This is a genomic window from Streptomyces longispororuber (genome assembly GCF_024448165.1).
In the GTDB taxonomy this organism is placed as follows: Bacteria; Actinomycetota; Actinomycetes; order Streptomycetales; family Streptomycetaceae; genus Streptomyces; species Streptomyces longispororuber_A.
Genome location: NZ_JAMOLN010000048.1, coordinates 42,797 through 52,758 on the forward strand (window position 1 = coordinate 42,797; position 9,962 = coordinate 52,758).

Annotated in this window: 5 protein-coding genes; 3 read left to right on the forward strand and 2 right to left on the reverse strand. The window is 69.8% G+C overall.

The features are described 5' to 3' along the window. Window positions 1-30 precede the first annotated feature (30 nt). Window positions 31-1,539: a cellulose binding domain-containing protein gene (locus M4J07_RS16345; RefSeq protein ID WP_255972481.1), complete on the reverse strand. Its 1,509-nt coding sequence runs from the start codon at window positions 1,537-1,539 to the stop codon at window positions 31-33. Between the two features lie 244 nt (window positions 1,540-1,783). Here M4J07_RS16345 and M4J07_RS16350 point away from each other — a divergent pair, with 244 nt between their 5' ends. The 3 genes from M4J07_RS16350 (at window position 1,784) to M4J07_RS16360 (ending at window position 8,145) form a co-directional block, all read left to right on the forward strand. Further along, window positions 1,784-4,687, forward strand: coding sequence for a glycoside hydrolase family 48 protein (locus M4J07_RS16350; RefSeq protein WP_255972483.1), 2,904 nt, complete (start codon window positions 1,784-1,786; stop codon window positions 4,685-4,687). A gap of 110 nt (window positions 4,688-4,797) precedes the next feature. Beyond that, window positions 4,798-7,470, forward strand: a complete 2,673-nt coding sequence (locus M4J07_RS16355) for a cellulose binding domain-containing protein (RefSeq protein WP_255972485.1) — start codon at window positions 4,798-4,800, stop codon at window positions 7,468-7,470. A 165-nt stretch (window positions 7,471-7,635) separates the two neighbouring features. Further along, the gene (locus tag M4J07_RS16360) at window positions 7,636-8,145 is read left to right on the forward strand and encodes a hypothetical protein (protein ID WP_255972487.1); all 510 of its coding nucleotides are present in this window, start codon (window positions 7,636-7,638) and stop codon (window positions 8,143-8,145) included. A 15-nt stretch (window positions 8,146-8,160) separates the two neighbouring features. On the opposite strand, the gene M4J07_RS16365 is transcribed toward M4J07_RS16360, so the two are convergent. Continuing rightward, a partial coding sequence (locus M4J07_RS16365) for a rhamnogalacturonan lyase (RefSeq protein WP_374215048.1) occupies window positions 8,161-9,962 on the reverse strand: 1,802 nt, incomplete at its 5' end.

Sequence of the window (9,962 nt, forward strand, 5' to 3'; positions counted from 1 at the left end):
TTTCGTTGCGCACGGACGGGCTTGGCAGGCTCATTCGCCGACGGCTTGCAGGTGGTCGCGCAGGCCGGCCCCGAACGCGGTCGGCGTGCCGTCGTAATCACTGATCAGCGAGGGACCTGACGAGCAGTCCCAGGTGTTCCAGGTCCAGCCGAGGTACGAGAGCTTCCGGTCGTCGAACCACTTCATGACGCGGTCGATGAACCCGTGGGAGCAGGTGTTCTCGCCGATCTCCCCCGCGATCAGGGGGACCTGGGCCGCGACGGGAGCGAGCTGTTCGTCCCAGCAGCTCTCACTGGCGCAGCTGTTGAAGTTGTAGACGTGGTACGCGGCGGCGATGTTGCCCGCCGGGTCGGCCGGCTGGTGCTGCAGCCACTGCCGCAGGTCGTTGGAGTAGGCGAGACCGCCGGCCAGGATCAGGTTCCCGGCCCCGCTGGTGCGGATCGCGTCGACGAGGTCCTGCATGCCGGCGACTTCGTAGCCGATGCCGGGGCAGGTGCCGCCGTCCTTCCAACAGGTCCACGCCTCGGTCAGGTTCGAGGTGGCGCGGTCCGGATACGGCTCGTTGAACAGGTCGAAGACGACGGTCGGGTCGTCCTTGTAGGCGGTGGCGACCGACGACCAGAAGGCGGGCGTGTACTGGGCGTCCGGCATCGGCTTCTGGCAGGTGGCGTGCACGTCGGAGCAGCCCGCCGAGTTCCCGGTGTACTGGCCGTAGGACCAGTGCAGTTCGAGGATCGGCGTCATGCCGTGCGCCTTGACCTTGGTCACCAGGTCCTTGATGGCGGACTGGTAGTTGGCACCTCCGTACTCGGGTTTGATGTTGGACAGGCCGAGCCAGCACTCCTCGTTGAGCGGGATGCGGACGGCGTTCGCCTTCCAGTCGGCGATCGCCTGCACCGACGCGTCGTCGACCGGGCCGTCGAAGATCCCGTAGCCCTGGACGCACATGAACTCGCCGCCGGAGCGGTTCACGCCGAGGATGCGCCGGGTGGCGCCGGTGGCGTCGACCAGCTTGTTCCCGGACGCCTTCAGGGCCGGGGCGGTGCCGTCACCGGGATCCGTCGGATCGGTCGGGTCCGTGGGGTCCGTCGGGTCGGTGATGTCGGTGTTGCAGGTGGTGCCGTTCAGCTTGAAGGTCTTGGGCACGGTGTTGGCGCCGGACCAGGATCCGATGAACCCGGCCGAGACGCTCGCGCCGGTCGCGAGCGTGCCGTTCCAGGACTCGTTGGCCGCGGTCGCGGTGGCGCCGGACTGGGACCACTTGGCGCTCCAGCCCTGGGTGACCTCCTGCCCGTCGGCGAAGTCGAAGGACAGGCTCCAACTGTCCTTCGCCGCACCGTTGTTGGTGACCTTCACGGCCGCCTGGAAGCCGCTGTCCCACTGCGACGTGACGGAGTACTCCACGGCGCAGGCGGGGGCGACCGCCGATGCGGTGCCGGTCAGGGGTACGAGCGTGGCCGCGGTGACGGCACACGCCACGAGGGAGGCGCGTAACGCAGAGAGGACGTGCTGCGGGGGGTGGTGCGGGGGGTGTCGCATGAGCGACTCCTTGCAGCTCTGGCGGGACGGCACGGGGCCGGCACGTCGACTGATGGAATCGCTCCCACTGGTTGCTGGAGGACTGTAGAGAAGGAACTGCCGTCAAGCAACAGACGAGTTCAGAATTTCCACTGTCGAATTAATTCGACTCTTCAAGCCTCTTGACCCTCATTTTCCTCGTCCCCATCCTTGGGAGCGCTCCCACTGGTTCACAGGTTGTTCGAGCCGCAAGGAGGAACCCCCCATGCCCAGAAGACCGGCCCGGCGGTTGTGGACCGCCGTGGCGGCCGCCCTGGCACTACCGCTCGCCACGCTCGCCGCTCTGCCAACGACCGCTGAGGCAGCGGCAGTTGAGTGCAGCGTCGACTACAAGACCAACGACTGGGGATCCGGCTTCACGGCCGATCTGACGATCACCAACCGCGGCTCCGCGGCGATCGACGGCTGGACCCTCACCTACGCGTACACCGGTGACCAGAAACTCACCAATGGCTGGAGCGGCACCTGGTCGCAGTCCGGCAAGAACATCACGGTGAAGGACGCCGGATACAACGGAAAGATCGCGGCGGGCGCCGCCACGTCGACCGGTGCGCAATTCACTTACAGTGGCTCGAATTCGGCGCCCACGAATTTCGCGATCAACGGCACGACCTGCGCGGGCGCCCACCAGCCGCCGGTCACCGTGCTCACCTCGCCCCAGGCCGGCGCGGTCTACTCGGCCGGTGACGTGGTGCCGCTCGCGGCGACCGCGGCCGCCGCCGACGGGGCCACCGTCGACAAGGTCGAGTTCTACGACGACACGACGCTCCTCGGCACGGACACGACGTCCCCGTACGAGCTGGGCACGGACGACCTGACGGCCGGCACGCACTCGCTGTACGCGAAGGCGTACGACAGCCAGGGCGCGTCCGGCGAGTCGACCCCGGTCGGCATCACGGTCGCCACCGGCCCCGCCGTCGTCGCGATGCCGTCCCAACTCGGCGTCCAGCAGGGCAAGTCGGGGACCTTCGACGTCAAGCTGTCGACGCAGCCCAGCGCGAACGTCACGGTCAGCACGGCCCGCGCGAGCGGCAACACCGGCCTGTCGGTGTCGTCCGGCGCGAGCCTCACCTTCACGCCGTCGAACTGGAACACGGCGCAGAAGGTGACGGTGGCCGCCGACTCCTCCGGCACCGGCGCGGCGACCTTCGCGATCACGGCACCCGGCCACGCCAAGGCCGAGGTCGTCGTCACGCAGCTCGCGGCGGGCAAGGAGTACGACACCCGCTTCCTCGACCTCTACGGGAAGATCACCGATCCGGCGAACGGCTACTTCTCGCCGGAGGGCATCCCGTACCACTCGGTCGAGACGCTGATCGTCGAGGCGCCCGACCACGGCCACGAGACGACGTCGGAGGCGTACTCGTACCTCCTGTGGCTCCAGGCCATGTACGGGAAGGTGAGCGGCGACTGGTCCAAGTTCAACGGGGCCTGGGAGATCATGGAGAAGTACATGATCCCCACGCACGCGGACCAGCCGACGAACTCGTTCTACAACGCCTCGAAGCCCGCGACGTACGCCCCCGAGCACGACCTTCCGTCGCAGTACCCGGCGAAGCTCGACGGGTCGGTCTCCGTCGGCAGCGACCCGATCGCGGCCGAGCTGAAGAGCGCGTACGGCACGGACGACGTGTACGGCATGCACTGGCTGCAGGACGTCGACAACGTCTACGGCTACGGCAACGAGCCCGGCAAGTGCGAGGCGGGCCCGACCGCGACCGGACCGTCGTACATCAACACGTTCCAGCGCGGTGCGCAGGAGTCGGTGTGGGAGACGGTGCCGCAGCCGACCTGCGACGCCTTCAAGTACGGCGGCACGAACGGGTACCTGGACCTGTTCACCGGTGACTCCTCGTACGCCAAGCAGTGGAAGTTCACCAACGCCCCGGACGCCGACGCGCGGGCCGTGCAGGCCGCGTACTGGGCGGACGTCTGGGCCAAGGAGCAGGGCAAGGGCTCCGAGGTCTCCTCGACCGTCGGCAAGGCGGCGAAGATGGGCGACTACCTCCGGTACTCGATGTACGACAAGTACTTCAAGAAGGTCGGCAACTGCGTGGGCGCGAGCAGCTGCCCGGCCGGCACCGGCAAGGACGCCTCCCACTACCTGATGTCCTGGTACTACGCGTGGGGCGGCGCCACCGACACCTCGGCGGGCTGGGCCTGGCGCATCGGTTCGAGCCACACGCACGGCGGCTACCAGAACCCGCTCGCCGCGTACGCGCTCTCCTCGTACGCCGACCTGAAGCCCAAGTCGGCCACGGGACAGGCCGACTGGGCCAAGTCGCTCGACCGTCAGCTGGAGTTCTACCGCTGGCTGCAGTCGGACGAGGGCGCCATCGCGGGCGGCGCGACCAACAGCTGGGGCGGCAGCTACGGCACCCCGCCGTCCGGCACGCCGACGTTCTACGGCATGTTCTACGACGAGGCGCCCGTCTACCACGACCCGCCGTCGAACCAGTGGTTCGGCTTCCAGGCGTGGTCGATGGAGCGCGTCGCCGAGTACTACCAGCAGACGGGGGACGCCGACGCGAAGGCGGTCCTGGACAAGTGGGTCGACTGGGCCCTGTCCAAGACGACGGTCAACCCCGACGGCACGTTCCAGATCCCCTCCACCCTCCAGTGGTCGGGCAAGCCGGACACCTGGAACGCGTCGAGTCCCGGCGCCAACTCGGGCCTTCACGTCACGGTCGCCGACTACACGAACGACGTGGGCGTGGCGGCGGCGTACGCCAAGACGCTGACGTACTACGCGGCCAAGTCCGGTGACGCGCAGGCCAAGTCGACGGCGAAGGCGCTGCTCGACGGCATGTGGCAGAACGACCAGGACGCGCTCGGCATCGCGGTGCCCGAGACGCGGACCGACTACAGCCGGTTCGGCGACACGGTGTACGTGCCGTCCGGCTGGACCGGCACCATGCCGAACGGCGACAAGATCGACTCCTCGTCGACCTTCGCCTCGCTGCGCTCCTTCTACAAGGACGACCCCAACTGGTCGAAGATCGAGGCCTACTTGGCGGGCGGCGCGGCGCCGACGTTCACGTACCACCGGTTCTGGGCCCAGGCGGACATCGCGCTCGCCATGGGCTCGTACGCGGAGCTGCTGGAGTAACGCCCCGCTGACAGCCGCTCCGTGCACCGCGGGCCGGCCGGGCCTCCTCCCCGAGGTCCGGTCGGCCCGCTCCCCTGCCCCCATGCTCCGACCCACCCCCGGGAACCCGTATGCGAAGACCACGCACCCGGCTGCTCACCGCGGCCGTACTCGCCCTGGCCGCAGGGCTTCTGACGCATCCTCAGACGGCACAGGCGGATCGGTCCGCCGATCGGCCGGCCGCGCGGATCGCGGCCGACACCTACACCTGGAAGAACGCGCGCATCGACGGCGGCGGTTTCGTCCCCGGCATCGTCTTCAACCGCACCGAGAAGAACCTCGCCTACGCCCGCACCGACATCGGCGGCGCCTACCGCTGGGACCAGGACACGAAGTCCTGGACGCCGCTGCTCGACTCGGTCGGCTGGGACGACTGGGGCCACACGGGCGTCGCGTCCCTCGCCACGGACTCCGTCGACCCGGACCGGGTGTACGCGGCCGTCGGCACGTACACGAACGACTGGGACCCGGGCAAGGGCGCCGTCCTGCGCTCGGCCGACCGCGGCGCGACCTGGCAGAAGACGGACCTCCCCTTCAAGCTCGGCGGCAACATGCCCGGGCGCGGCATGGGCGAGCGCCTCGCGATCGACCCGCACGACAACAAGGTCCTGTACCTGGCCGCGCCCAGCGGCAAGGGCCTGTGGCGCTCCACGGACGCGGGCGTGACCTGGTCGCAGGTGACGTCCTTCCCCAACGTCGGGAACTACGCGCAGGACCCGTCCGACACGTCCGGCTACGCCTCCGACAACCAGGGCGTGGTGTCCGTGACGTTCGACGAGTCGAGCGGGACGGGGACGGACCGCACGAAGACGATCTACGTCGGCGTCGCGGACAAGGAGAACCCGCTGTACCGCTCGACGGACGCGGGCGCGACGTGGCAGCGGGTGGCGGGCCAGCCCACCGGCTACCTCCCCCACAAGAGCGTCCTCGACGCCGAGAACGGCTACCTCTACGTCGCGTACAGCGACACCGGCGGACCGTACGACGGCGGCAAGGGCGAGGTCTGGCGGTACGCGACGAGGACGGGCGAGTGGAAGGACGTCAGCCCGGTCGCGGCGGCGGACACCTACTACGGCTACAGCGGTCTGACGGTCGACCGGCAGCACCCGGGCACGGTCATGGTCTCCGGGTACAGCTCCTGGTGGCCGGACACGCTGATCTTCCGCTCGACGGACAGCGGCGGCACGTGGACGAAGGCGTGGGACTACACGTCGTACCCGAACCGGGTGAACCGCTACACGATGGACGTGTCCTCCGCGCCCTGGCTGTCCTGGGGCGCGAATCCGTCGCCGCCCGAGCAGTCGCCGAAGCTGGGCTGGATGACGGAGGCGCTGGAGATCGACCCGTTCGACTCGGACCGGATGATGTACGGGACGGGCGCGACGATCTACGGCACGAACGACCTCGGGAAGTGGGACACGGGCGGCACCTTCACCATCACCCCCATGGTGAAGGGACTTGAGGAGACGGCGGTCAACGACCTGGCGTCGGCGCCCTCGGGCGCCCCGCTCCTGTCGGCCCTCGGCGACATCGGCGGCTTCCGCCACACGGACCTGACGAAGGTCCCGCCGATGATGTTCACCTCACCGAACTTCACGTCGTCGACGAGCCTGGACTTCGCGGAGGGCAAGCCCGACGTGGTGGTCCGCGCGGGGAACGTCGACTCGGGCGCGCACGTCGCCCTCTCGAACGACAACGGCGCCAACTGGTACGCGGCGGGCGCCGATCCGGCGGGCGTGACGGGCGGCGGCACGGTCGCGGCCTCGGCGGACGGCGGCCGGTTCGTGTGGAGCCCGGACGGTGCGGGCGTCCAGACGGGCACGGGGTCCTCGTGGACGGCGTCGAGCGGGGTTCCCGCGGGCGCGGTGGTGGAGTCGGACCGGGCCGACGCGAACGTCTTCTACGCGTTCAAGTCCGGGACGTTCTACGCGAGTTCGGACGGCGGCGCGACGTTCACGGCGAAGGCGTCGTCGGGTCTTCCGGCGGACGGCCCGGTCCGTTTCAAGGCGGTGCCGGGGGCCGAGGGCGACATCTGGCTGGCGGGCGGCTCCACGCAGGGCGCGTACGGGCTGTGGCACTCGACGGACGGCGGCGCCACGTTCACCCGGCTGTCGAACGTCGACCAGGCGGACACGATCGGCTTCGGCAAGGCCGCGCCCGGGGCCGCGTACCCGACGCTCTACGCGAGCGCGAAGATCGGCGGCGTCCGCGGCATCTTCCGCTCGACGGACGCGGGCACGTCCTGGACCCGCATCAACGACGACGCCCACCAGTGGGGGTGGACGGGCGCGGCGATCACCGGTGACCCGCGCGTCTACGGCCGGGTGTACGTGTCGACGAACGGCCGGGGCGTCGTCTACGGCGACACGGCCGGCACCACGGACCCCGACCCCGATCCCGACCCGGGTGACGGCGGTGACGCCGCCTGCACGGTCGCGTACAAGGTCACGAACGAGTGGCCGGGCGGCTTCCAGGCGGACGTGACCCTCACCAACACGGCCACGACGCCCTGGGACGGCTGGACCCTCGGCTGGTCCTTCGACGACGCGGCCCAGAAGGTCACCCAGTCCTGGAACGCGGAGGTGACCCAGACGGGCCCGAAGGTCACGGCCCGGAACGTGGGCTGGAACGGCAAGGTGGCCCCGGGCAGCGCGGTGACGTTCGGCTTCACCGGGGACCGGGCGACGGCGAACGGAGAACCGGGGGCGTTCGCCCTCGACGGGAAGCCCTGCACGGTCGTCTGACGGCAGGTGTCGGGAGGGGCCGGCGGGTCGACCGCCGGCCCCTCGGAGCGCCCGTGGAGCCCTTGCCGTCACGTCACGAAGTCATCACTTCACCTTCACATAGTCATCACATTGCCGACGGCCGCACTAGCCTCTCCCCCTCAGCATCGACCGCAGGGGGACGCCATGACCCATCCCTACCCACCCGTACCGCCGCCGGGGCCCGGCCCACGTGCCGTGCCGAGATGGGCCCGGAAGCGCATCGTGCTCCCCGCCATCGGACTGGCGTTCATCGTGGGTGGGGCGTTCGGTGCCGTGGGAGACGACGGCACCGACACCGGCAGCACCAAAGTGGCGGCGGACCGGCCACGGCCCACCGCCACCATCACCACGACGGCCACCGCCACTGCCACGCGTACGGCGGAGCCGGAGGCGGCGCCCACCGTGACCGCCACGAAGACCGTGAAGGTCACGGTCACCCCGAAGCCCGCGGCCGGTTCCGGCTCAGGCTCCAGCGGTGGTGGCGGGAGCGAGAGCGGGGCCGGCAGCTGTTCGATCGTGTCGAGCGCCGGCAACTGCTACTCGGCCGGCCAGTTCTGCCGCAACAGCGACCACGGCTCCTCCACCACGACGGCGAGCGGGGCGGCGATCACCTGTCGCTACAGCTCCAACGCCTGGCGCTGGAGCTACAGCTGACCGAGCGGCGCGGCCTCACGGCGTCGTGATCACCGGTCGCGGCGCCGTCGGCATCTTGTTGCCGATGAAGAAGCTCGGGTGCGGGGGCTGGTTGTAGGCCGTGTTCTGCCAGGCCAGACCCGTGCGGTACATCGTGTCGTGGAGGAGCGTCGTGATGCGCGTGCTCGTTTCCAGCGGGGTCGAGTAGATGCGCAGGGCCGTGTTGTTCGACGTGGGCCAGACGACCTCCTCGCGCCAGTCACCCAGGATGTCGCCGGAGAGGGCCGGGGTGGCCTTCGTCCCGTTGTTGGAGTGGACGTCCGAGCCCGTGAGGAGGCGGGTGTCGGAGGACGTGCCGTACTTGTCGATGTGGGTGCCGTCGAGGAGTTCTCGCGTGGTGTCGCCGTCCCACCAGGAGAGGAAGTTGACGGAGGACGGTTCGCGGCCCTTGGTCGCGCCCGCCTCGTCGCGGATCGACGTGTCGGACGCCGACCAGACCTCCGCGCCGTCGTTGCCCGCGTAGACGTCGCCGGCGACGCCGCGCCCGTTGTCGCAGCACGCGGCGAGTTTCCACTTCACCGTGCCGTTCGCCGGGTCGATGTACAGCTCGGCGGGCTGGGACGTGGACTCGGAGACCTTGAAGTACTCCAGGCCGGCGGTCGACGGGTCGAGGTCGCCGAGGTGCTGCGCGTCGCCGTGGCCGGTCTTCGTCGTCCACAGGCCGTTGCCGTTGTCGTCGACGGCCATCGCGCCGTAGACGATCTCGTCCTTGCCGTCCCGGTCGACGTCGCCGACCGACAGGGAGTGCGAGCCCTGCCCGTCGTAGCCCTTGCCGCTGTTCGTCGAGGAGTTGGTGTCGAAGGTCCAGCGGCGGGTGAACTTTCCGTCCCGCCAGTCCCACGCGGCGATCACGGTCCGCGTGTAGTAGCCGCGCGCCTCGATGAGCGAGGGGCGGGAGCCGTCCAGGTAGGCGGTGCCCGCGAGGAAGCGGTCGACGCGGTTGCCGTACGAGTCGCCCCAGGACGAGACCGTGCCGCGCGCGGGGACGTAGTCGACGGTGCCCATGGCCGCGCCCGTCTGGCCGTTGAACATGGTCAGGAACTCGGGGCCGGACAGGACGTAGCCGCTGGAGTTCCGGTAGTCGGCGGACGCGCTGCCGATCACCTTGCCCTGGCCGTCCGTCGTGCCGTCGGCCGTCTTCATGGCGACCTCGGCCTTGCCGTCGCCGTCGTAGTCGTACACCTGGAACTGGGTGTAGTGGGCGCCGGAGCGGATGTTGCGGCCGAGGTCGACGCGCCACAGGCGGGTGCCGTCGAGCTCGACCGCGTCGACGATCGTGTTGCCGGTGTAGCCGGACTGGGAGTTGTCCTTGGCGTTCGTGGGCTGCCACTTGAGGACGAACTCGAGGACGCCGTCGCCGTCGAGATCACCGACCGACACGTCGTTCGCCTCGTAGGTGTACGCGACACCGTCGGGTGTGGTGCCGCCCGTGGGCGGGCTGATCGGTACGTCCTTGTAGCCGGCCCGGAACTGGATCGCGTGCGCCGAGTCCGGCTGCTCGGTGCCGTTCACGATCGCCCGGACCGTGTAGTCGGCGGAGCTGGGCGCGTCGGCGTGGAAGAAGTTCGTGGAGCCGGTGACCGGCGTCGAGTTGACCTTCGTACCGGCCCGGTACACGTTGAAGGAGACGTCGTCCGGGTCGGTGCCGAGCCAGCGCCAGGTGATCAGGTTCCCGGCGTCGGTGTGCACGCTGACCAGGCCGCGGTCGAGCTTCTCGGCCTGCCGGGCGGTGGCCGCCGCGGCGTCCTCGCCGGGCAGGAAGGTGAGCCCGGTGGCGG

What these genes read in the sequence shown, in the direction of transcription:
- M4J07_RS16355 (WP_255972485.1), top strand. Translation starts at nt 4,798, where the DNA reads ATGCGAAGACCACGCACCCGGCTGCTCACCGCGGCCGTACTCGCCCTG.
- M4J07_RS16350 (WP_255972483.1), top strand. Translation starts at nt 1,784, where the DNA reads ATGCCCAGAAGACCGGCCCGGCGGTTGTGGACCGCCGTGGCGGCCGCC.
- M4J07_RS16345 (WP_255972481.1), bottom strand. Translation starts at nt 1,539, where the DNA reads ATGCGACACCCCCCGCACCACCCCCCGCAGCACGTCCTCTCTGCGTTA.
- M4J07_RS16360 (WP_255972487.1), top strand. Translation starts at nt 7,636, where the DNA reads ATGACCCATCCCTACCCACCCGTACCGCCGCCGGGGCCCGGCCCACGT.